Origin of the sequence: Pseudomonas sp. RC3H12 (assembly GCF_018596375.1) — a bacterium.
Taxonomy (GTDB): Bacteria; Pseudomonadota; Gammaproteobacteria; order Pseudomonadales; family Pseudomonadaceae; genus Aquipseudomonas.
This window is the reverse complement of sequence record NZ_CP075595.1, coordinates 1,312,415-1,333,524: the sequence shown is the minus strand read 5'-3', so window position 1 is coordinate 1,333,524 and position 21,110 is coordinate 1,312,415. Positions and strand designations below refer to the sequence as shown.

Annotated in this window: 27 protein-coding genes and 1 tRNA gene; 17 read left to right on the top strand and 11 right to left on the bottom strand. The window is 62.4% G+C overall.

Annotated elements, in window-relative coordinates:
• Positions 1-94: 94 nt before the first annotated feature.
• A complete protein-coding gene (locus KHO27_RS06205) occupies positions 95-415 on the bottom strand; it encodes a DUF1654 domain-containing protein (RefSeq protein WP_214501376.1) in 321 nt (106 codons plus the stop codon).
• 558 nt (positions 416-973) lie between these two features.
• Between KHO27_RS06205 and KHO27_RS06200 the strand changes: the two genes are divergently transcribed.
• The 3 genes from KHO27_RS06200 to KHO27_RS06190 are packed head-to-tail and all read left to right on the top strand — an operon-like array spanning position 974 to position 2,176.
• Complete coding sequence (locus KHO27_RS06200) at positions 974-1,357, top strand: helix-turn-helix domain-containing protein (protein WP_214501375.1); 384 nt, start codon at positions 974-976, stop codon at positions 1,355-1,357.
• 21 nt (positions 1,358-1,378) lie between these two features.
• Positions 1,379-1,651, top strand: a complete 273-nt coding sequence (locus tag KHO27_RS06195; protein WP_214501374.1) for a hypothetical protein — start codon at positions 1,379-1,381, stop codon at positions 1,649-1,651.
• Between the two features lie 12 nt (positions 1,652-1,663).
• Positions 1,664-2,176: a hypothetical protein gene (locus tag KHO27_RS06190; RefSeq protein ID WP_214501373.1), complete on the top strand. Its 513-nt coding sequence runs from the start codon at positions 1,664-1,666 to the stop codon at positions 2,174-2,176.
• Here the strand turns inward: KHO27_RS06190 and KHO27_RS06185 are convergent.
• The gene (locus KHO27_RS06185; RefSeq protein WP_214501372.1) at positions 2,163-2,372 is read right to left on the bottom strand and encodes a hypothetical protein; all 210 of its coding nucleotides are present in this window, start codon (positions 2,370-2,372) and stop codon (positions 2,163-2,165) included. The two genes, KHO27_RS06190 and KHO27_RS06185, sit on opposite strands and share 14 nt — an antisense overlap.
• A 113-nt stretch (positions 2,373-2,485) precedes the next feature.
• Here KHO27_RS06185 and KHO27_RS06180 point away from each other — a divergent pair, with 113 nt between their 5' ends.
• Entirely contained in the window at positions 2,486-3,196 is a 711-nt protein-coding gene (locus tag KHO27_RS06180; RefSeq protein ID WP_214501371.1) for a hypothetical protein, read from the top strand.
• Between the two features lie 24 nt (positions 3,197-3,220).
• Here KHO27_RS06180 and KHO27_RS06175 read toward each other — a convergent pair whose 3' ends face one another.
• Positions 3,221-3,517 (bottom strand): hypothetical protein, encoded by a 297-nt coding sequence (locus KHO27_RS06175; protein WP_139671836.1) that lies wholly within the window; start codon positions 3,515-3,517, stop codon positions 3,221-3,223.
• Positions 3,518-3,675: 158 nt separating this feature from the next.
• On the opposite strand from KHO27_RS06175, the gene KHO27_RS06170 reads away from it, so the two are divergent.
• Both KHO27_RS06170 and KHO27_RS06165 read left to right on the top strand, forming a co-directional pair.
• Positions 3,676-4,233 (top strand): DUF1003 domain-containing protein, encoded by a 558-nt coding sequence (locus KHO27_RS06170; protein ID WP_214501370.1) that lies wholly within the window; start codon positions 3,676-3,678, stop codon positions 4,231-4,233.
• Positions 4,234-4,720: 487 nt separating this feature from the next.
• Entirely contained in the window at positions 4,721-4,981 is a 261-nt protein-coding gene (locus tag KHO27_RS06165; protein ID WP_139671844.1) for a hypothetical protein, read from the top strand.
• Between the two features lie 99 nt (positions 4,982-5,080).
• Here the strand turns inward: KHO27_RS06165 and KHO27_RS06160 are convergent, their stop codons facing one another.
• A complete protein-coding gene (locus KHO27_RS06160; RefSeq protein ID WP_214501369.1) occupies positions 5,081-5,326 on the bottom strand; it encodes a hypothetical protein in 246 nt (81 codons plus the stop codon).
• A gap of 151 nt (positions 5,327-5,477) precedes the next feature.
• Here KHO27_RS06160 and KHO27_RS06155 point away from each other — a divergent pair, with 151 nt between their 5' ends.
• Genes KHO27_RS06155 through KHO27_RS06145 form a run of 3 tightly spaced genes read left to right on the top strand, consistent with a single transcriptional unit; the run spans position 5,478 to position 7,198 of the window.
• Positions 5,478-5,855 (top strand): XkdD/Y8K6 family phage-associated protein, encoded by a 378-nt coding sequence (locus tag KHO27_RS06155; protein WP_088852955.1) that lies wholly within the window; start codon positions 5,478-5,480, stop codon positions 5,853-5,855.
• Between the two features lie 37 nt (positions 5,856-5,892).
• Complete coding sequence (locus KHO27_RS06150; protein WP_088852954.1) at positions 5,893-6,135, top strand: DUF4224 domain-containing protein; 243 nt, start codon at positions 5,893-5,895, stop codon at positions 6,133-6,135.
• A 1-nt stretch (position 6,136) separates the two neighbouring features.
• A complete protein-coding gene (locus KHO27_RS06145) occupies positions 6,137-7,198 on the top strand; it encodes a tyrosine-type recombinase/integrase (protein ID WP_139671847.1) in 1,062 nt (353 codons plus the stop codon).
• Positions 7,199-7,308: 110 nt separating this feature from the next.
• Here the strand turns inward: KHO27_RS06145 and KHO27_RS06140 are convergent.
• Positions 7,309-7,396, bottom strand: a tRNA-Ser gene (locus KHO27_RS06140).
• A gap of 146 nt (positions 7,397-7,542) precedes the next feature.
• Here KHO27_RS06140 and KHO27_RS06135 point away from each other — a divergent pair.
• The 8 genes from KHO27_RS06135 to KHO27_RS06100 all read left to right on the top strand — a co-directional run bounded on the left by KHO27_RS06135 (position 7,543) and on the right by KHO27_RS06100 (position 13,343).
• On the top strand, positions 7,543-8,214 hold the full coding sequence (locus KHO27_RS06135) for a Bax inhibitor-1/YccA family protein (RefSeq protein WP_214501368.1): 672 nt from the start codon (positions 7,543-7,545) through the stop codon (positions 8,212-8,214).
• A 212-nt stretch (positions 8,215-8,426) separates the two neighbouring features.
• On the top strand, positions 8,427-9,806 hold the full coding sequence (locus tag KHO27_RS06130; RefSeq protein WP_046856163.1) for a nucleobase:cation symporter-2 family protein: 1,380 nt from the start codon (positions 8,427-8,429) through the stop codon (positions 9,804-9,806).
• A gap of 85 nt (positions 9,807-9,891) precedes the next feature.
• Positions 9,892-10,284, top strand: coding sequence for a sulfurtransferase complex subunit TusD (gene tusD / locus KHO27_RS06125; protein ID WP_023632843.1), 393 nt, complete (start codon positions 9,892-9,894; stop codon positions 10,282-10,284).
• 1 nt (position 10,285) lies between these two features.
• Entirely contained in the window at positions 10,286-10,645 is a 360-nt protein-coding gene (tusC, locus tag KHO27_RS06120) for a sulfurtransferase complex subunit TusC (protein ID WP_046856164.1), read from the top strand.
• Positions 10,645-10,941, top strand: coding sequence for a sulfurtransferase complex subunit TusB (gene tusB, locus KHO27_RS06115; protein ID WP_110698405.1), 297 nt, complete (start codon positions 10,645-10,647; stop codon positions 10,939-10,941). Before tusC ends, tusB begins: the two co-directional genes overlap by 1 nt.
• Complete coding sequence (locus tag KHO27_RS06110) at positions 10,938-11,273, top strand: TusE/DsrC/DsvC family sulfur relay protein (RefSeq protein WP_110698407.1); 336 nt, start codon at positions 10,938-10,940, stop codon at positions 11,271-11,273. The genes tusB and KHO27_RS06110 overlap by 4 nt, the downstream gene beginning before the upstream one ends.
• Complete coding sequence (locus KHO27_RS06105; RefSeq protein ID WP_214501367.1) at positions 11,270-12,286, top strand: glycosyl transferase family protein; 1,017 nt, start codon at positions 11,270-11,272, stop codon at positions 12,284-12,286. The genes KHO27_RS06110 and KHO27_RS06105 overlap by 4 nt, the downstream gene beginning before the upstream one ends.
• 97 nt (positions 12,287-12,383) lie before the next feature.
• On the top strand, positions 12,384-13,343 hold the full coding sequence (locus tag KHO27_RS06100) for a glutathione S-transferase family protein (protein WP_214501366.1): 960 nt from the start codon (positions 12,384-12,386) through the stop codon (positions 13,341-13,343).
• Between the two features lie 116 nt (positions 13,344-13,459).
• On the opposite strand, the gene cysG is transcribed toward KHO27_RS06100, so the two are convergent.
• From cysG to KHO27_RS06070, 6 genes are all read right to left on the bottom strand, one after another.
• A complete protein-coding gene (gene cysG, locus KHO27_RS06095; RefSeq protein WP_214501365.1) occupies positions 13,460-14,851 on the bottom strand; it encodes a siroheme synthase CysG in 1,392 nt (463 codons plus the stop codon).
• Positions 14,852-16,132 (bottom strand): serine--tRNA ligase, encoded by a 1,281-nt coding sequence (gene serS, locus KHO27_RS06090; RefSeq protein WP_102682641.1) that lies wholly within the window; start codon positions 16,130-16,132, stop codon positions 14,852-14,854.
• Positions 16,133-16,162: 30 nt separating this feature from the next.
• Positions 16,163-16,537 (bottom strand): fluoride efflux transporter CrcB, encoded by a 375-nt coding sequence (gene crcB, locus KHO27_RS06085; RefSeq protein WP_102682642.1) that lies wholly within the window; start codon positions 16,535-16,537, stop codon positions 16,163-16,165.
• A complete protein-coding gene (locus tag KHO27_RS06080; protein WP_214501364.1) occupies positions 16,534-17,859 on the bottom strand; it encodes a replication-associated recombination protein A in 1,326 nt (441 codons plus the stop codon). Before KHO27_RS06080 ends, crcB begins: the two co-directional genes overlap by 4 nt.
• 12 nt (positions 17,860-17,871) lie before the next feature.
• Positions 17,872-18,495, bottom strand: coding sequence for an outer membrane lipoprotein periplasmic chaperone LolA (lolA, locus tag KHO27_RS06075; protein WP_214501363.1), 624 nt, complete (start codon positions 18,493-18,495; stop codon positions 17,872-17,874).
• 62 nt (positions 18,496-18,557) lie between these two features.
• Positions 18,558-21,035, bottom strand: a complete 2,478-nt coding sequence (locus KHO27_RS06070) for a DNA translocase FtsK (RefSeq protein ID WP_214501362.1) — start codon at positions 21,033-21,035, stop codon at positions 18,558-18,560.
• Positions 21,036-21,110: the final 75 nt, after the last annotated feature.

The window sequence follows — 21,110 nt, the reverse complement described above, 5'->3', positions numbered from 1 at the left end:
TTACGTAATAGAAGCGCCGTGGAGTATAGAAAAACATCGTGACTGTAGCTAGTCGTAGTCTCCCGAACGGTTGCCAGCTTGCAGGCCCAACGGGTCACCAGAATGGCGCGTTTTCTTGGTGGCGAATCAGATCCAACTCCACTTCCCTCTCGATCACCCGATCGTCATCAGTCGGCGTATCCCAATGAAGGATCACCGATCCGTCATCACAGAACGTCATGTCCAGGCCGTCCGTCTCGGCCAGCAGCTCCATGATCGCGTCCCAGTCCTGATCGCAGTCCGTGTCCAACTTGTGAATCAGAACCTTCCTCCCGAACTGGGCAAGTGGTGAATTGATCATCGCTGAAACCCTCAGGCCCAGCCGCTCAAGCCCGGTCAATTCGTTTTTGCGAGCTAGGCATTCCTGCACTGACATCCAAACCTCCAAACACTGTACGCATATACAGTATTAAAAATTAGCACAAGCTTGCTTGCATTAAAGTAGCAAGCATGCTTTTATTTATGCAAGTTCGCTTGCATTTGCGCCGAATAGGTAGGTCCGACTACCACCGCTCTTTACACAATCAGACGTGACCACCTCGACGCACCCAGGCCATCACCTGGGTCGAGACAAGCTAAGTCGTCGGCCAAGCAGCCTCTGGACAGCTGCCGGACCTCAGGCATTGAGGGACGCCAAACCATGTAAGCCACCCAGGAAGAACACCGGGCACGAAATGTGTGACCTGGGCAGGCGGGGATTGCCGCGGCGACGCGCATGGGGAGGAACAGATTTCACTGGCTGGCCCTGGCAGCAGGGCCAGATGGGAGTCAAACGAAGACAGGAAATTCCCTTGACTGCCAGGAACAGACTGGCCCGATCACCTGGTCTTCCCCAGCACCAGGCTGCATCGGAGAGCCCTTCCCGACCCTACATCAACATGTTCAGGGAGACAGGCGGGAACGGCTCTCCAATGCAGCCCACCAAGGACCACTCATGGAAACGATCACCTGCGGCACATGGACAGGCCACCTTGGCAAAGGGCTGGCTCCTCGCGAGCTGGAGGCGCTGCTCGGCGTCGCCCAGGGCATGACCGCCAAACAGATTGCCCAGCAGATGCAGATCACCCCCGGCACGGTCGCCAACCGCATCGAGAACGCGATGTTTAAGCTCGGCGTGGCCCGTCGGGCCGCAGCAGTGGCCGAAGCGATGCGCCGCCAGATCATCAGCCCGTTGTGCATCGCCCTCGCCGGCCTGATCGCTATGCATGCGGTCATCGACGACAGCGACCCACTGCGTCGCGACCGCAGAGCGCCCGAGCGGCGCACTGCCCAGATTCGAATCGTTCGCAAGGCCGAGACCTTCGAGCATCACGCCTGAATCCCAACAGAGGATCATCCTATGCACCACTCCATGCAACAGCGCGTGGACGGCCTAGCCGCCCTGCGTGCACGCTCCCTCATGGCTACCGCCGAGTTCTACGAACTGATTGGTCGCCCTGCCCCGGCGCCCGAACCTCTGTTCCAGGCAGTCGCCAAGGGCAAGGCTTGGCACATCATCGAGATTGCCACCGGCAAGACCAAGAGATTCTGCTTTAGCCACCGTGCGGCCATGCGCTTTATTGAGGCAATGGAAGAAGGCAAGCGAACCAGCATTTCTCGCCCCATAGATTAAGGGAGGTGCCGTATGGCGATGGACCAGGCAGAACGCGACCGACGCCGGCGCGAGAAGGCCGAGCGGCTGCAGGAAGAAGATTTGCGCTTGAAGGTCCGACCAGGGACTAAACAGGTCCTGCTGGAACTAATGGAGTGGGCCGGGATAGAGGAGCAGGGCGAAGCGATGACGCTGATGATTCATCACATCGAAGCGCTCGGGCATCATGCACTGTTCAGGATCGCGCGCCACGAAATAGCAGCCCATCGGAACGTGGCGCGGACTGAGCCGCTGCGGCTGTCAGCCAGGAATCGAACCGGCCATCACCTGCGGGCGATCTGCGGCTGGGCAGACGCCTCGGCCAGCCAGATGATCGAAGCGCTGATCCACGGCATTCACGCCATAGGCAGGCTGCACGCGACGAAGTTTCTCACTCCGCCGCGGCACGAGATCAGCATATCGCCGCGCCTGGCCCTGGCCTTCGAACGGAAGAGCATGCTGATGATTCAGCAAGACCCAGGCGATGAGCTGATCATTCCACAATGATACGGCGCGTATGAGGCGGATAAACAGACATAGTGTCCCTAATGTTGTGGGTTGCAACCACTTCGCCAGCAGGGTTTACCTCATTGAATGTGTATAGGTCGGCATCCTGTCCTTTGCGCTGCTCACGGCTCGATGAGACTTCGACCAAAGTATTTTCCGCAGGAACGCCAAGCACCCTTTTGTACTCTTCAGTCATACCCCCTCCTTGTTCCCGGCCCCATGCCGGTCACCCGTAATACCCCATCCCACCCCAAATTGCCACCATGCCGCCACCAGCACGGAGGGCGGTGCATGCCCAGGAAACACACCATGCAACTCGACATCAACATCGAAGGAATCGTAGCCGACTCGGTTGCCGCCGCACTGAGCCCGGAAAAGCTGCAGCCGATCATCGACAAGAACGTCGAAAGCGCGGTCACGAGCGCGATCAAGGAGCAGTTCAGTTACAACTCGCCGTTCAAGAAGCTGCTGGAAGAGAGCCTGGCGGGTGCCATGCCGACCAAGATTACGGGCCTGGGCCGCTACGGGGACTTGGTGCTCAAGACCGTCTCCGCGATGATCAATGACTACCAGGAACAGGCGCTACGCCAGACCATCACGGAAAAGCTCGCCAAGGTGCTTGAGCCACTGCCAGCTCGCATCAAACTCTCGGAACTGATCGACCAACTGACCAGGGCCTTCGAAGACAGCCACCTTCGTGACAAGCACGGCAGCGAGGCGCCGACTTTCATTGTCGAGAAAGGCACGGGCTACTCGTCCACTTCCGAATACTGGCACCTCTATGCTGATGCCAACGAAGGGGTGGACAAGTATTCCTGCCAGGTGCAGATGGCATTCACCGGTGAAGGTGAATGTTACTCCCTGCGTGTTGGCGAGACCGACATGAAGAAGTCGCTGATTCTTGGCAGCGCCTACGGTGCCGAGGCCCTGGTGCTGAACCTCTACACGGGTGGCACCAAGGTGGAATACGAGCAGGTGTACGTCGGCGACATCCGCTACAGCGAAGAAGCCTACGACTGACCCTACTACGCTGCCAGCAGCGCTTTAGGAGTCTGCCCCTTTTACCTGGCAGACCCCATTGGCTCGGTTCTTACCGGTATACGACACATCTGGCGAGCCGTCCGGGTTGATCGACAGCGAGATGGTCACGTCGCTGCCCTTGGCTTCGAAGTAGTTGTCGTTGAACTTCTTCAGCTTCCCTTCCTTGCCATTGATGTAGATCGGACCGCCCTTGTCGGCATGCACTTCGATGTTTCCTGGGCATGTGGCGTTCACCAGCGGAATACCAGCCTGGGCCGCGCCAGACACCACCAACAATGCCCCCAACACTAATCGCTTCATCTCACACTCCTTGAATGGACTGACAGAACTCGAAGCAATAGCTCAATTCGACGCTGCCCGCCAGCGCCTTCCCCTATTCAACGATGACGGCTGCGTCTGCGGGGAGCGCTGGCGGGCTAGTCTAAACTGGACATGAGAAACCACCACGGAGCCAGCAGATGGACCCGTTAACCTCTGAGCAGTCTAAACCTCGTGAAACTCCTGAAGACGTCGACCATCTCAGGTTTCATCGCGCCCATGAACATATGCACCACCCCTTTGGTAACGATGCATTTGCCCGAAAAGCCGAAGCTTTCGCCCGTTTCTTTGGTACACCATTTTTTCTGGGGTCCCAGTCACTAGTTGTTCTTATTTGGATGGGGATCAGCTTATCGGGGCTGTCAGCGTTCGATCCCTACCCCTTCATTCTATTGAATCTAGCGTTCAGTCTGCAGGCGGCCTACGCGGCACCTCTAATTCTTCTGGCGCAAACTCGCCAGGCCGACCGTGACAAAGCAACTTCCGATGCAGATGCAAGACATCGAGAGGCAATTGCCATGGACAATCAAAGACGGCAGCAGGACGCAGAGCTACACAGCAAGCAGCTTCTGCAGTTGTTGGAGCAAAATACACACCTAACGGAGGTAACAAAGCAGATGAGTGAGCGAATCGAAGTCCTTACTTTACAGATCCACTCACACTTACTTGCTTCATCAGGAAGAACATCCCGAGAATGAGTACATACATACTCTTTTCGCAGCAACCTATCTCTCTTCTATCGCTGGTCCCGTAAGCGGCACACAAGCGGGGAGCGCAGAGCGGCTGTAGTTCGGGCACGAAACACTCCCCAGGCAAGTGCCTGGGTCATCGTCTCTTCAGAGCGAGTATCGTAAACCTCCTCCAGCAATGGTATGCCCTCCGAGGCGTAAACACCGATGAACAGTTGCGTAACGCCCTTGGTGGAGAGCCGGACCTCAACGTCAATGCTTACGCCGTCGGCATAGGCCTCGGCATGACATCGAGAATGTAGCGCTGAGTTTGCCCAGCACCAGTACGTGGGGCCTCGAGCTCTCATTCTGGTTGTCCTTTACTATTGAGAACTTAGTAAGGCACACAAATCATTAGCGCACAGCACCACTGGACGGTTGGCCTGGACCGTTTCGCTATCGACAAACTCGCCTTAGCCTCTATTCACTGCCGCGATATGGCGGCCAAGGAGTCGTCATGCTCGAAAGGACACCGATCAAGACGGAGGTCGAGCTGTGTGCGGCCTTCATCCAGTCGATGAATAAGCAGGCCGATTGGACTTGCTACCCCGAGGCTGCAGGCTTCGACATCCTGGCTGTGCACGCCAGCGGCAGACAGATCGGCATCAGCTGCATCCCAGACAGCCAGCTGCAGGCCGGCAACGAGCGCCAGCTCGCCCCGAACGAACCCGAGGCAGCGGCAAGCTCCGCGTTCTGGAATGATGGATATGAGCTCTAAATTTGCATGGCTAGGAGCAGTCCAGCAGCCCCCTAGAGGTGATGCATCTCATCACCTAGGTCACCGATATTCAGAGGTAACGACTTGGCCAAGCATGGCTTAAGCCTCGCTTTGGTCTTTGTGATCCCCGGATGGCGGAGCACTGCATGCCAGAATCTCAAGCGTGGCCAGCGTCTTCGCATAATCTGCCCAGTCGTCAAACGCCTTCTGCTGGACCAGCAGGGCCTCCCCCCACAGGGGGCCGCCGATCTGGCCGTAAGCGACTTGATTCATGATTGAAGATGTTGCGGTGTCCAGCTGTCGTAGCAGCTGGTACGCACGGTATTTTTGATCTGAATTAGGCATTTTTAGCCCCTAAACGCGTAACGCAAAAAGTGACCACCACATCAAGGTTGAGTGGCACTACGCCATGTTGACAACGAAGCATCGCGCTTTTCTCCCTCCCCCTTCAACAATTCAAGCCTGCCGATATGCGCGGGCATGGAGAGCTATTGCCATGACGAAACACAAGCACACCCCAGGTCCCTGGGAAGCCCTGAACGAGACCGAGGTTTTCACCGGCCTGGGTGCCGACAGCGGCGACGGCGTGAAAGCACTCCCAACTGACGGCTGGATGATCGCCGACTGTGGCGATGCAATGACATTCACCGAGGTTGGGCTTGTTGAGCTCGCCTTGGATGTGCGCAGAGCGAATGCCCGGCTGATCGCCCAGGCACCGAACCTCCTGGCCGACTTGGTTGAGGCGGCCGCCCAGCTGCGCAAGTACGAAACCCTGCACCGCGCCAAGGCCACCACCGACAGCCTGGCCAAGGCCGAGGTAAACGCCGAACTGGCGTCGCGCTTCGAGCAGACCATCGCCCAGGCTACGGCCTGACACAACCTGCCGCCACCGGCGGCGTGGAGACCATCACATGCAAACCGAGATTCTTTCGGACGAAGAGCTAGCCGAGCTGACTGGCTATAAGGCCAGGGGATATCAGCGTCGCTGGCTAGAGGAACGTGGCTGGGTATTCGTTGAAACCCGCAGCGGGCGCCCACTGGTTGGCCGCCATTACGTTCGTATGAAACTGGGCATGAGCCTTGGAGTAATGCCAACGGCGTCACCACCACCTGTAGTCCCTGCGTGGACACCTGATATTTCGAAGGTGAGGTGAAATGCGTCCTAGGAAGACCGAAAACAGGGACTTGCCTCCGGGTGTGTACCGACGAAAGCGGACCAGTAAGAGCAAGAAAAAACCCGACAAGGAATGGATTAGCTACTACTACCGGGACAAGTCGGGCAAAGAGGTAACGCTGGGCACCGACTTGAGCCTTGCCAGACTGAAGTGGGCAGAACTTGAAGCGAAGGAGAAGCCCAAGGACCTGGTCACCATGGGTGCCATCTTCGACCGCTACGAGCGCGACATCATTCCGAAGAAGGCGCCGCGCACACAGAAGGACAACCTGGCCGAGATACGCCAGTTGCGAAACTACTTCGAGAAGGCCCCAATCGACGGCATCACCCCTGCGCATGTGGCGAAGTATCGCGATGCCAGAACCGCCCCAGTCAGGGCGAATCGCGAGATCGCCACCCTATCGCACATCTTCAACATAGCCCGGGAATGGGGGCTCACAACCAACGAGAATCCGTGCCAGGGCGTGCGCAAGAACAAGGAGGTGCCGCGAGACTTCTACGCTAACGATGCGATCTGGAACGCGGTTTACGCGAAAGCGGTGGGCGAACTGAAGGATGCCATGGATTTGGCGTATTTGACGGGCCAGCGTCCGGCGGACGTGCTGGTGATGAGGAGGGACGACATCGAGGACAAAGCCCTCGGCGTAAAGCAGAAGAAGACCCAAAAGAAGCTACGGATCATGCTTGAGGTGGACGGAGTAGAAAGCAGCTTGGGTGCGCTGATAAGAAAGATCCTGGAGCGCAATGCTCCGCATGGCTCGCCATACCTGCTGCTGACTGATAACGGCAAACGTGTCACGGCACCGATGCTTCGCCACCGATGGGACGATGCCCGGGAGGAAGCCGTGAAGGAAGCGGTCGCCGCAGGTGACCCGGTGCTGGCCGGCCGTATCAGCCAATTCCAGTTCCGCGACATTCGCCCGAAAGCAGCCTCGGAAATCACCGACGTTGACCACGCCAGTCTGCTGCTCGGCCATACCAAGGGCGACATCACAGAGCGGGTGTATCGCCGAGTTGGAGCCCTGGCGAAACCCACCAAATAGGGAAAGTTTCGGAAGCGCTTCCACAACAAACCATTCCCAAGGGTGTTCCCATGGGTAGTTTTACTATGCCCCAAAACGCAAAAAGCCCTGAAAAATCAGGGCTTTGAATGTGGCGGAAGCGTAGAGATTCGAACTCTAGGATAGTTGCCCATCGACGGTTTTCAAGACCGTTGCCTTAAACCACTCGGCCACGCTTCCAGCTGTTTTGCGGCGGCAATAATACCTTAATGTAACAAGCTGTCAAACTCTCTGTGTCGCGGCTTGCGACAGCTCTGATATGCTCTGCACCATACGTTCCACTACCGCAGGTCCCGGACCGCGGTCTCACCCCAAAGGAGTGCGCCATGCGCGAACAGGATTACGCCGTCCAACACGGCCAGCAGGTCGAGCAGCAGGAGGTCAGCAAGGTCCTGCGCAACACGTACAGCCTGCTGGCTCTCACCCTCGCCTTCAGCGGCATCATGGCCTTCGTCGCCCAGCAGATGCGTGTCGGCTACCCGAACATCTTCGTGGTGCTGATCGGCTTCTACGGTTTGTTCTTCCTCACCAACAAGCTGCGTGACTCGGCCTGGGGCCTGGTTTCTACCTTCGCCCTCACCGGCTTCATGGGCTTCATCCTCGGCCCGATCCTCAACCGCTACCTGGGCATGGCCGGTGGCGCCGAAGTGGTCAGCTCGGCCTTCGCCATGACCGCCCTGGTGTTCGGCGGCCTGTCGGCCTACGTGCTGATCACCCGCAAGGACATGAGCTTCCTCAGCGGCTTCATCACCGCCGGCTTCTTCGTCCTGCTGGGTGCCGTGGTGGCCAGCTTCTTCTTCCAGATCAGCGGCCTGCAACTGGCGATCAGCGCTGGCTTCGTGCTGTTCTCGTCGGTCTCCATCCTGTTCCAGACCAGCGCCATCATCCATGGCGGCGAGCGCAACTACATCATGGCTACCATCAGCCTGTACGTGTCGATCTACAACCTGTTCGTCAGCCTGCTGCAGCTGTTCGGCATCATGGGCCGCGACGACTGATCGAATCGGTTGCCAGCGCTTCAGGAAAAGCCCGCTTCGGCGGGCTTTTTCATGCCCGTTGAACAGCGCCAGGAACCTCACAAACATTGACTTAAAAGTCAGCTTATTAGCACCTTCCTCCGCGATTGTGCGCCCATCGTGCTTGCCTCTACCGCAATGGCCGTTCTGCCCGTAGAATGCGCTCCTTTTTTCTTCCGGGGCGGCATTTTCCCATGAGTTCACACGAACACGGCCCAGGCGCGGCGGCGCCTGCCAATGAACTGGTCCTTGGCCTCGAGGACAAGCCTCGCCTGCTGATCGGCCTGCTGGCGGCACTGCAGCACTTGCTGGCGATCATCGTGCCGATCGTCACGCCGGGCTTGCTGATCTGCCAGGCGCTGGGCGTGTCGGCGCGTGACACCAACCTGATCGTGTCGATGTCGCTGGTGATCTCGGGCATCGCCACCTTTGTCCAGTGCAAGCGCTTTGGCCCGTTTGGTGCCGGGCTGTTGATTGTGCAGGGCACCAGCTTCAACTTCGTCGGCCCGCTGATCGCCGGCGGCGCGCTGATGGTCAAGCAGGGCACGCCAGTTGAAGGCGTGATGGCGGCGATCTTCGGCGTGGTCATCGCCGGTTCGTTCGTGGAAATGGGCGTGTCGCGCATCCTGCCCTTCGTCAAGCGCCTGATCACCCCGCTGGTGACCGGCATCGTCGTGCTGATGATCGGCCTGACCTTGATCAAGGTCGGCCTGATCAGCATGGGCGGCGGCTTCGGCGCCATGGCCAACGGCACCTTCGCCGATGGCGAGAACCTGCTGCTGTCGGGCGTGGTGCTGGCGATCATCGTCATCCTCAACCGTGTCCCGGTGGTATGGATGCGCAGCTGCGCCATCGTCATCGCCCTGGCTGTGGGCTACGCCCTGGCCGGCTACCTGGGCCGCCTGGACTTCACTGGCATGCATCAGGCCGCGCTGTTCCAGGTGCCGACGCCGTTGCACTTTGGCTTGGGCTTCTCGTGGTCGCTGTTCATCCCGATGCTGGTGATCTACCTGGTCACCTCGCTGGAGGCCATCGGTGACGTGACTGCGACCAGCAAGGTTTCACGCCAGCCGGTCGAAGGCCCGGTGTGGATGCAGCGGATCAAGGGTGGGGTGCTGGTCAACGGCGCCAACTCGCTATTGGCCGGGCTGTTCAACACCTTCCCCAGCTCGATTTTCGCCCAGAACAACGGCGTGATTCAGCTGACCGGCATTGCCAGCCGCCATATCGGTATCTGGATCGCCGCCATGCTGATCCTGCTGGGCCTGTTCCCCAGCGTCGCCGGAGTGATCCAGGCGGTGCCGGAGCCAGTGCTCGGTGGGGCGGCCATGGTGATGTTCGGCGCCGTCGCGGCCTCGGGTATCAATATCCTCGCCAGCACCCGCCTCGACCGCCGCGCCCTGCTGATCATCGCCGTGTCGCTGTCGCTGGGCCTGGGCGTGGCCCAGGTGCCGGAATTCCTCGCGCATATGCCGTCGGCGCTGCGCAACGTGCTGGAGTCGGGGGTTGCCACCGGCGGCATCTGTGCCCTGGTGCTCAACTGGTTTCTGCCGGAAAGCAAAGACCAGGCCTGAGCCCGGCCAGCCAGAGCAGAAGCCCGTGCCCACCCGCACGGGCTTTTTGCTTTATCATGGCCGCATTCATTTGCTCGAGCCTTACATGAAATTCGCCATTGCGGTCTTTTCCCCGGCCCATGCGCCCTCCTCCCGCCGCGCCTTGCGCTTTGCCGAGGCGGTGCTGGCCGGCGGGCATGAAATTGCCCGGCTGTTCTTCTACCAGGACGGGGTGCACAGTGCCTCGGCCAATATCGTCGCGCCCCAGGATGAGCTGGACGTGGCCGCGCAGTGGCGCGCTTTCGTCAGCGATCACCGGCTCGACGCCGTGGTGTGCATTGCCGCCGCCCTGCGCCGGGGTGTGCTCGACGACACCGAGGCCAACCGTTACCAGCGCCCGGCGGTGAACCTGCCGATGCCGTGGGAGCTGTCCGGCCTGGGCCAGCTGCACGAAGCCGCGCAACTGGCCGACCGCCTGGTCTGCTTCGGAGGTGATTGAAATGGCCAAGTCCTTGCTGATCATCAGCCGCCAGGCGCCGTGGAGCGGCCCGTCCGCTCGCGAAGCCCTGGATATCGCCCTGGCCGGTGGCGCCTTCGATTTGCCGCTGGGCATGCTGTTCCTCGATGACGGCGTGTTCCAGCTCGCCGCCGCACAGCAGCCAGACGCCGTGCAACAGAAGAACCTGGCCGCCAACCTCCAGGCCCTGCCGATGTTCGGTGTGGAGGAATTGTTCGCCTGTGGCCACAGCCTCGCCCGCCGAGGGCTGGACAACGACGCCCTGTCACTGCCGGTGGAAGTGCTCGACGACGCTGCTCTGACCGCACTGATTGCCCGTTTCGACCAGGTGGTGACGCTCTGATGACGACCCTGCATGTAATCGCCCATTCGCCTTTCGGGGACGAGCGCCTGGCCAGTTGCCTGCGTCTACTTGGCCCGCAGGACGCGCTGCTGCTGTGCGGTGACGCCATCTATGCGCTCAAGGCCGGCACCGAGCCCTTCGCTGCCCTGCAGGCTGCCAATCTCGGCGAGCGCCTGTTCGCCCTCGCCGAAGACCTGCAGGCCCGCGCCCTCGACAGCCAATTGGCCAAGGCAGTGGACTACCCTGCGTTCGTCGAGCTCACCCTGCACCACGACAAGGTCAACAGCTGGCTATGAGTACCCTGACTGTCGGCGAGCGCAGCATCGCCCTGGACAAGGACGGCTTTCTGGTCGAGCTGCAGGACTGGTCCCGCGAAGTTGCCGAAGCCCTCGCCGCCCGCGAGAGCATCACCCTGAGTGCGGACCACTGGGAAATCCTCGAGCTGCTGCGTCAGTTCTACCAGGAGTACCAGCTGTCGCCGGCCACGCGCCCGCTGATCAAGTACACCGCGCTCAAGCTCGGCGCCGAGAAAGGCAACAGCCCGCACCTCAATCGCCTGTTCAACGGCACCCCCGCCAAACTCGCCGCCAAACTGGCGGGCCTGCCCAAGCCGACCAATTGCATATGACCGAGTCCCTGCTGAACGAAGCACGCCCACTAACCCTGCAAACCCCGGCCGAACACCCTTTCGCCGAGTTCGTGCGCATCCTCGGCAAGGGCAAGCGTGGCGCCCGCGGCCTGACCCGCGAGGAAGCCCGCGCCGCGATGACCCTGCTGCTCGAGGGCAAGGTCGAGGACACCCAGCTGGGCGCCTTCCTGATGCTGCTGCGGCACAAGGAAGAAAGCGCCGAGGAGCTGGCCGGCTTCACCGAGGCCCTGCGCAGCCACCTACATGCCCCCCGCATCGCCGTCGACCTCGACTGGCCCAGCTACGCCGGCAAGAAGCGCCACCTGCCGTGGTACCTGCTGGCGGCCAAGTGCCTGGCGGGCAACGGTGTGCGGATCCTGATGCACGGCGGCGGCGCCCATACGGCGGGCAGGCTTTACACCGAGCAACTGCTCGACCTGCTGGACATCCCACTGTGTCGCAATTGGACGGCCGTGGAGCAAGCCCTGGACAGCCATCGGCTGGCCTTCTTCCCGTTGCAGGACTGGGCGCCACAGCTTCAGCGCATGATCGACCTGCGCAACACCCTGGGCCTGCGCTCGCCCATCCACTCCCTGGCCCGGGTGCTCAACCCTCTCGGCGCCCGCTGCGGCCTGCAGAGCATCTTCCACCCCGGCTACCAGGCGGTGCACCGCGAGGCCAGCCGTTTGCTCGGCGACCACGCCGTGGTGATCAAAGGTGACGGCGGCGAGATCGAGGTCAACCCGGATGTCATCAGCCACCTGTATGGCACTTCGTCCGGCGAGGCCTGGGACGAGGAGTGGCCGGCCCTCAGCCCTCAGCGCCATGTGAAGCCAGCCTGCCTACAGCCCGAGCACTTGCTGGCGGTATGGCGCGGCGAGGCACAGGACAGCTATGGCGAGCTTGCCGTGGTCGCCACCATGGCCCTCGCCCTGCGCGGGCTGGGCCAAGGCCGCGAGCAGGCATTCAAATGCGCTCGCGACTACTGGGCCAATCGTAGAAGCATCGAATAAGGCGATAGATTGGGCGCAGTCTTTGCGCTATTTATTCGAACGCTTTTCACTAGACTGAGCTCCAACGACAAACGACTTTGTTCCGAGGAGCTTTGCAATGGGCCTTTTGATCGATGGCCATTGGCATGACCAGTGGTACCAGACCAACCAGGATGGCGCGTTCAAGCGCGAGAACGCCCAGCGCCGCAATCAACTGCCCGCCGCCGAGGCCGGCCGCTATCATCTGTACGTGTCGCTGGCCTGCCCCTGGGCGCATCGCACCCTGATCTTCCGCGCCATCAAGGGCCTGGAACCACTGATCGACGTCTCCGTGGTCAGCTGGCTGATGGGCGAGCACGGCTGGACCTTCGACCAGCAGCAGGGCTCCAGCGGCGATCATCTGGACGCATTGCAGTACCTGCACCAGCGCTACACCCAGGACGACCCGCACTACACCGGGCGCGTAACCGTGCCGGTGCTGTGGGACAAGCAAGAGAAGCGCATCGTCAACAACGAGTCGGCCGAGATCATTCGCATCTTCAACAGCGCATTCAATGAACTGACCGGCAACACCCTGGACCTGTACCCCGAGCCGCTACGCGCCACCATCGATGCGCTCAACGAGCGTATCTACCCGGCCGTGAACAACGGCGTGTACCGCGCAGGCTTCGCCACCTCGCAGGAAGCTTACGAGGCAGCCTTCGACGATGTCTTCAACGAACTGGACCACCTGGAAGCGCTACTGGGCCGCCAACGTTACTTGGCCGGTGAGTATCTGACCGAAGCCGATGTGCGCTTGTTCACCACCCTGGTGCGTTTCGACGCGGTGTACCACGGGCACTTCAAGTGCAACCTACGCCGCCTGAGCGACTACCCGAACCTGTCCAACTGGCTGCGCGAGCTTTACCAGTGGCCGGGTGTGGCGGGCACGGTGAACATGGAGCATATCCAGAAGCACTATTACATGAGCCACAAGACCATCAACCCGAACGGCATCGTGCCCAAGGGGCCGTTGCAGGATTTCGGCTTGCCGCATGACCGGGAGCGGTTAATGGGCAAAGGGATCTGGAAGGCTTGATAAAGCTGGGGCTGCTTTGCAACGCATCGCCGGCAAGCCGGCTCCCACAGGGGCTTGTATGATCCTATGAGAGCCGGCTTATCGTGGCGATGGGCCGCAAAGCGGCCCCAGTTATTTCAGGCGTCTTGCGAGCCTTCGAACCACGCCAGCTTCTCGCGCAACTGCACCACTTCCCCGACGATCACCAAGGTCGGTGCATGCACTTCGTGGCGTGCCACCAACGCCGGCAGGTCGGCCAGGGTGCCAGTGAACACCCGCTGGTTGCGGGTGGTGCCCTGCTGCACCAACGCAGCCGGCGTACTCGCCGCACGGCCATGGCGGATCAACTCGGCGCAGATGGTCGGCAAGCCGACCAGCCCCATGTAGAACACCAGGGTCTGGGCCGGAGCCACCAGGTCATTCCAGGGCAGGTTGCTGGTGCCATCCTTCAGGTGGCCGGTAACGAAGCGCACCGACTGGGCGTAGTCGCGGTGGGTCAGCGGAATCCCGCCATAGGCCGAACAACCACTGGCTGCCGTGATGCCCGGTACCACCTGGAACGGAATACCTTCGTCGGCCAGCTCTTCGATCTCCTCGCCTCCCCGGCCAAAGATGAACGGATCGCCACCTTTGAGCCGTAGCACGCGCTTGCCCTGGCGAGCCAGGTCGACCAGCAGGCGGTTGATCTTGTCCTGCGGCACGGCATGATCGGCGCGGCGCTTGCCGACATAGATGCGCTCGGCGTCACGCCGGCACATCTCGATGATGGCCGGGGCCACCAGGCGGTCGTACAGCACCACGTCGGCTTGCTGCATCAGCCGCAGGGCGCGGAAGGTCAGCAGGTCCGGATCGCCCGGCCCCGCGCCCACCAGGTACACCTCGCCGCCCTGCTGCACCGGCGCGCCGTCGACCATCGCCTGCAACAGGCGCTCGGCCTCGGCGCCCTGCCCGGCCAGCTGACGCTCGGCGATCGGGCCCTGGAACACGGTTTCCCAGAAGCCGCGACGCTGGTTGACGTCCGGGTACAAGGCCTTGACCCGCTCACGGAAGCGTGCGGCCAGGCCGGCAAGTTCGCCATAGGCGGATGGAATCCAGGCTTCCAGCTTGGCGCGGATCAGCCGCGCCAGCACCGGAGCGTCGCCGCCGCTGGAGACCGCCACCACCAACGGTGAACGGTCGACGATGGCCGGGAAGATCACCGTGCACAGGGCCGGGGCGTCCACCACGTTGACCGGCAGGCTGCGTGCCTGGGCCTCGGCCGAGACCTGGGCGTTGAGCGCCGAGTCGTCGGTCGCCGCGATCACCAGCCGGCAGCCGTCCAGGTCCGAGGCCTGGTAGCCACGCACCAGGACCTCGCCCCCGCCCTCACGGGCCAGCGTGGCGAGCTGACCGTCGACCTCAGGCGCCACCACCCGCAGTGCGGCGCCGGCATCGGCCAGCAGGCGCGCCTTGCGCAAGGCGATCTCGCCGCCGCCGACGACCAGCACACGGCCACCCTGCAGCTTGTGGAACAGCGGCAGGTAGTCCATTCAGCGAATGACCTCGACGCCACCCATGTACGGTTTGAGCACTTCAGGCACGCGGATCGAACCGTCGGCCTGCTGGTAGTTCTCCAGCACGGCGACCAAGGTACGGCCGACAGCCAGGCCCGAACCGTTTAGGGTGTGCACCAGCTCCGGCTTGCCGGTTTCCGGGTTGCGCCAGCGGGCCTGCATGCGGCGCGCCTGGAAGTCGCCGCAGTTGGAGCAGGAGCTGATCTCGCGGTACTTGTCCTGGCTTGGCACCCAGACTTCCAGGTCGTAGGTCTTCACCGCGCCGAAGCCCATGTCGCCGGTGCACAGCGCGAGTACGCGGTACGGCAGTTCTAGCAGCTGGAGCACACGTTCGGCGTTGGCGGTCAGGCCTTCCAGGGCTTCCATGGATTTCGCGGGTTCGACCACCTGGACCATCTCGACCTTGTCGAACTGGTGCTGGCGGATCATGCCGCGGGTATCACGGCCCGAGGCACCGGCCTCGCTGCGGAAGCACGGGGTGTGGGCGACCAGCTTCAGCGGCAGCTGCTTGGCGTCGAGGATTTCACCCGCCACCAGGTTGGTCAGCGACACTTCGGCGGTCGGGATCAGGTAGAAATCGGCCTCGCCTTCGCGGGTGATCTTGAACAGGTCTTCCTCGAACTTCGGCAGCTGGCCGGTGCCCTGAAGGGCCGGGGCCTGCACCAGGTACGGGGTGTAGTGCTCCTCGTAGCCGTGCTCGCCGGTGTGCAGGTTGATCATGAACTGCGCCAGGGCGCGGTGCAGGCGGGCCACCGGGCCACGCAGCACGGCAAAGCGGGCGCCGGACAGCTTGGCCGCGGCCTCGAAGTCCAGGCCACCGCTGACCTCGCCCAGGGCGACGTGGTCCTTGATCTCGAAATCGAAGGCCTTCGGCGTGCCCCAGCGGCGCACTTCGACGTTGTCGTCTTCGCTGGCGCCGACCGGCACGCTGGCGTCGGGCAGGTTGGGGATGGTCAGCAGGATACCGTCCAGTTCCGCCTGGATACCGTCCAGCTCGGTCTTGCCGGCGGCCAGCTCGTTGGCCATGCGCTCGACGTCGGCCATCAGCGGGGCGATGTCCTCACCCTTGGCCTTGGCCTGGCCGATGGACTTGGAGCGGGCGTTACGCTCGGCCTGCAGTTGCTCGGTGCGGGTCTGCACCGCCTTGCGGCGCTCTTCCAGCGATTCGATGCGCGCGACATCCAGGCTGAAGCCACGGGAGGCCAGGCGGTCAGCCACTTCCTGAAGTTGGCCGCGTAACAGTTTGGAATCGAGCATATCGTTCTCTCGTTATAAGTAGGTGTTGGTTCAGAATCGGGTCAGGGACAGGCCGGCCCAGGTCGCGAGCAGGCCGCCCACCACGCTGATAATGGTATAGCCCAAGGCCAGCGGGACCTGCCCGCTTTCCATCAGGCGCACGGTATCGAGCGAGAAGGAGGAAAAAGTGGTCAGGCCGCCGAGAAAGCCGACGATCAGCCCGGCGCGCAGCTCGACCGGCACCAGCGGCTTGTGCAGGAACAGCCCGTACAGCAGGCCGATCAGCAGGCAGCCGACCAGGTTGACCGCCAGCGTACCGGCATAGAAGTGCCGTGGCCAGTGGGCCGCGACCCAGTTGGCGGTGGCGAAGCGCAACAACGTGCCGGCGATGCCGCCGGCGCTGACTGCGGCAATCAGTGCAATCACGGTTTTCTCCGCTGGCGCGGGCTGGCGCGATCGAGTTCGGCCAGGTGCTTGAGCTTCTCGCCGATCTTCAGTTCCAGGCCGCGGGGTACTGGCTGATAGTACTGGCGCGGTTCGAGGTGCTCGGGGAAATAGTCCTCGCCGGCGGCATAGGCGTCCGGCTCGTCGTGGGCATAGCGGTACTCATCGCCATAGCCCAGTTGCTTCATCAGTTTGGTCGGCGCGTTGCGCAGGTGCAGCGGCACTTCCAGCGAGCCGTGCTCGGCCGCCTCGCGCATCGCCGCCTTGAAGCCCATGTACACCGCGTTGCTTTTTGGCGCGCAGGCGATGTAGGTGATGGCCTGGGCCACCGCCAGCTCGCCTTCTGGGCTGCCCAGCCGCTCCTGCACGTCCCAGGCTGCCAGGCACAGGCTCAGGGCGCGGGGGTCGGCGTTGCCGATGTCCTCGCTGGCCATGCGCACCACACGCCGGGCGATGTACAACGGGTCGCAACCACCATCGAGCATACGTGCATACCAGTACAGCGCACCGTCAGGGTTGGAACCACGCACCGACTTATGCAGCGCCGATATCTGGTCATAGAACGCCTCGCCACCCTTGTCGAAGCGGCGGCGGCTGTCACCGAGCAGGCTCTGCAGCAGCTCGACGCCGATCTCGCCGCCATCTTCAGCCAGGTCCGAGGCGTTCTCGAGGAAGTTGAGCATGCGCCGGCCATCGCCGTCGGCGGCGGCCATGAGCATCTTGAAGGCTTCGTCACCCACCCGCAGGTTGCGCTTGCCCAGGCCGCGCTCCTCGCTCAGGGCGCGATCGACCAGTTTGCGCAGCGCGGCCTCGTCCAGGCTCTTGAGTACATAGACCCGCGCCCGCGACAGCAGCGCGTTGTTCAGTTCGAAGGACGGGTTTTCGGTAGTCGCGCCGATGAAGATCAGCGTGCCGTCTTCCACGTAGGGCAGGAAAGCGTCCTGTTGCGACTTGTTGAAACGATGCACTTCATCGACGAACAGGATGGTGCGCCGACCATACTGGCCGGCCTGCTGCTTGGCCACCTCGACGGCTTGGCGGATCTCCTTGACCCCAGCCAGCACCGCCGAGACCGTTTCGAAGTGGGCGTCGCAAAACTGCGCCAGCAGCCGCGCCAGGGTGGTCTTGCCCACCCCGGGCGGGCCCCAGAAGATCATCGAGTGCAGCGCACCCTGCTCCAGCGCCTCGCGCAGCGGCTTGCCGCGCGCCAGCAGGTGCTCCTGGCCGACATACTCGTCCAGGTTCGACGGGCGCAGGCGGGCGGCCAGGGGCTGGGCGACGGGTTCGCTTCGAAACAGGTCCATCACAGGCTCCGCTTACTCCTTGATGACGTCCGCGCCTTTGGGGATGTCGAACTTGAACTTGCTGTCCGGCACCGCCTGGTTGGCCTTGACGCCATTGAACAGGATGTTGGTGCGCTGGCCGACGCTGTCGATCAGCTGCATGTCATTGATCAACCCCCGGCGGAACGACACGCGCAGCGAGTCGAACAGGGTGTCCTTGGTCTTGGGTTTCAAGGTGAAGTCCATGACCTCGCCCTGCTCCTTGGAGGTGATGTCGAAGCTCTGACTGATCTTCGAGACGTCACCGGACAGCAGCAGCGCCGGCGTCTGGTTCAGGCGCACGTCGAGCTTCTTGACGGTGGCCTGCTCCAGGTCCGGGTCCCACAGGGTGACGTTCTTGCCGTCGGACACCACCACTTGCTCCTGGGGCGCGTCGGTATGCCAGTAGAACAGGCCCGGACGCTTGACGGTCATCTTGCCGCTGGTCTCCTGCAGACTGGTGCCACCAGCATCCAGGGTCAACTGGGAGAAATTGGCTTCGATGGTCTGCGACTTCTCCAGCAATTGCGTCAGGCGCTGGACGTCCTGTTCGCCGGCCTGGGCCGACAGGCTGGCCGCGGCCAGGGCAGAAACCAACAGCATGCGAATCGCGCGCATGGAAATCCTCATTGCACAGTGAAGGGGCCGGGCGCCGTCTATGGCGCCCGACAGGTTGTTCATCAATCGCGTGGGCCGCCCGGAGCAATCACTTCCCGCGAGCCGTTGCTGTTCATGGGGGTAACCACACCAGCCATCTCCATCGCCTCGATCATGCGCGCGGCGCGGTTGTAGCCGATCTTGAGCTTGCGCTGCACCGCCGAGATCGATGCCCGGCGGCTTTCCAGCACGAACTGCACCGCTTCGTCGTACAGGGCATCGCTTTCCGAGTCTTCGCCATCGCCGCCACCACCACCGCCGTCGAAGCCGCTACCGGCCTCTTCGACACCATTGAGGATGTCGTCGTTGTAGTCCGGCGCGCCGCGCAGCTTCCAGGCCTCGACCGTGCGGTGCACCTCGTCGTCGGAGACGAAGGCGCCATGCACGCGGATCGGCAGGCTGGTGCCCGGCGGCATGTAGAGCATGTCACCGTGGCCCAGCAGCTGTTCGGCGCCGCCCTGGTCGATGATGGTCCGCGAGTCGATCTTGCTCGACACCTGGAACGCCATGCGCGTGGGGATGTTGGCCTTGATCAGGCCGGTGATCACGTCCACCGATGGGCGCTGGGTGGCGAGGATCAGGTGGATGCCGGCGGCACGGGCCTTTTGGGCGATACGGGCGATCAGCTCTTCGACCTTCTTGCCGACGATCATCATCATGTCGGCGAATTCGTCGACCACCACCACGATGGTCGGCAGGGTCTTCAGCGTCGGCGGCTCGTCGTCCATGCTCTCGCGACGGTACAGCGGGTCATGGATGACTTCGCCGGCTTCCTGGGCGTCCTTGATCTTGCGGTTGAAGCCCGCCAGGTTGCGCACGCCCATGGCCGCCATCAGCTTGTAGCGGCGCTCCATTTCGGCGACGCTCCAGCGCAGGGCGTTGGCGGCATCCTTCATGTCGGTGACTACCGGGCACAACAGGTGCGGGATGCCTTCGTAGATCGACAGTTCGAGCATCTTCGGGTCGATCATGATCAGCCGCGCGTCTTCCGGGCCGGACTTGAACAGGATCGACAGAATCATCGCGTTCACACCCACCGACTTACCGGAGCCGGTGGTACCGGCCACCAGCAGGTGGGGCATCTTGGCCAGGTCGGTGATCACCGGCTTGCCGCCGATGTCATGGCCCAGGGCCAGGGTAACCGGCGACTTGTTCTCGTCGAACTGCGGCGACGACAACACCTCGGAGAAGCGCACCATCTGGCGGTTCTCGTTGGGGATCTCGATGCCCACGGTGGTCTTGCCGGGTATCACCTCGACCACGCGCACGCTGGTCACCGCCAGCGAACGCGCCAGGTCCTTGGCCAGGTTAGCGATGCGGCTGACCTTCACGCCTGCGGCCGGCTGGATTTCGTAACGGGTGATCACCGGCCCCGGGTGGATCGAGTCCACCGCGACTTCCACGCCGAATTCCTTGAGTTTGATCTCCAGCAACTGACCGACACCGGCCAGGGACTCAGGCGAGTACTCGATCTTCTTCTGCTCGGCCGGGTCGAGGATGGAAATGGACGGCAAGGTACCTTCCACCGCGCTGTCGATGAACAGCGGTGCCTGTTTTTCCTTCATGACCCGCTTGCTCGGTTCCGGCGCCTTGTCCGCGGTCGGCGGGATGATCACCGGGGCGGCGGGCTGGGTGCGAGTTACCACGGTTTCGCGCGGCACGACCGATTCGCGGGCCACGGCCACTTCGCGCGGCACCACCGGGCGGGCCGGCGGCTCGTCGCGCGTCATCACAGGCTCGGCGCGCTCGCGCAGCTGCGCCTTGGCCGGCTCGCGCCTGTCGCCTTTGCCGCCCAGGTCAAAGACCGGGTCGTCGACTTCACGCAACTGGGCTTCCAGGCGCTTGCGCTCGTTGCGTGCTTCCCACCAGCGGCTGGCTGCGCCTTGCACCAGTTCGAACAGGTCAAGGGTAATCTTGCCCGTCAGGTCCATCACCTTGAACCAGGACAGGTCGGTGAACACCGTCAGGCCGAACAGGAACAGGGCGATGAACATCAGCGTGCTGCCCTGCACGTTCAACAGGTTGCGCGCCAGATCGCCCAGGCTTTCGCCCAGGGCGCCGCCAGCGGAGAACGGGATGTTCGCCGCTGGATGGAAGTGGATATGCGCCAGCGCCGCGCCCGACAGCACCAGGAACACCAGGCCGATCAGACGCCAGGAGAACAGCCAGCCGCTCCACTGCCAGGGCTGATGGCGCTCGCGGAAGATCTGCCAGGTCTTGATTGCCAGCAGCAGCGGGAAGATGTAGGCGAAGTAGCCGAGCACCATGAACAGGATGTCAGCGAAATAGGCCCCGGCGCGGCCGGCGGCGTTCTGCACCTGCTCGGCGTTGCTGGTGTGGCTGAAGCCCGGGTCGGCGGTGTCGTAGGTGACCAGTGCCATCCACAGGTACAGGCACAGTGCGCCGACGGCAATCAGCGCACCTTCCTTCAGGCGGTAGTGCAGCTGCTGCCGCCACAGGGGCACTGGCAAGGGGGCTGGGGTTGCGGTGGATTTCTTCAAAACGCGTCTATTCCTGCGCGTGCTGCGCGTCCAATAGTGATTGGCCGATCACCGGCCAATGAACCACTACTTTTA